We start from the raw sequence: 368 nt of genomic DNA, 5'->3' as shown, positions 1-368 counted from the left end.
GCTGGTGGTCAGATGAGTTTGCAGATGTGATGACATATGGTTATTATTCTGCCTCCGGCCCTTTAGCTCAGTTGGTCAGAGCGAGCGACTCATAATCGCCAGGTCGCTGGTTCAAGTCCAGCAAGGGCCACCAACCACCACTAGCTCATCCGGATAGAGCATCAACCTTCTAAGTTGACGGTGCGAGGTTCGAGTCCTCGGTGGTGGGCCAGCGCCGACTTAGCTCAGCAGGCAGAGCAACTGACTTGTAATCAGTAGGTCACCAGTTCGATTCCGGTAGTCGGCACCATATGCGGGCATCGTATAATGGCTATTACCTCAGCCTTCCAAGCTGATGATGCGGGTTCGATTCCCGCTGCCCGCTCCAG

4 tRNA genes are annotated in these 368 nt (G+C 54.6%); all 4 read left to right on the top strand.

From position 1 onward, the window contains the following. The first annotated feature begins 56 nt into the window (after window positions 1–56). Window positions 57–133 (top strand) — tRNA-Ile (locus ACUU1M_RS20685). A gap of 1 nt (window position 134) precedes the next feature. Further along, window positions 135–211: transfer RNA gene (locus ACUU1M_RS20680), tRNA-Arg, on the top strand. Window positions 212–213: 2 nt separating this feature from the next. Then, window positions 214–289: transfer RNA gene (locus tag ACUU1M_RS20675), tRNA-Thr, on the top strand. Window positions 290–292: 3 nt separating this feature from the next. Next, a tRNA-Gly gene (locus ACUU1M_RS20670) sits at window positions 293–367 on the top strand. Window position 368 lies beyond the last annotated feature (1 nt).

It is taken from the genome of Shigella sp. SIG6, assembly GCF_053555815.1.
This window is presented reverse-complemented; position numbering and strand designations above follow the sequence as displayed.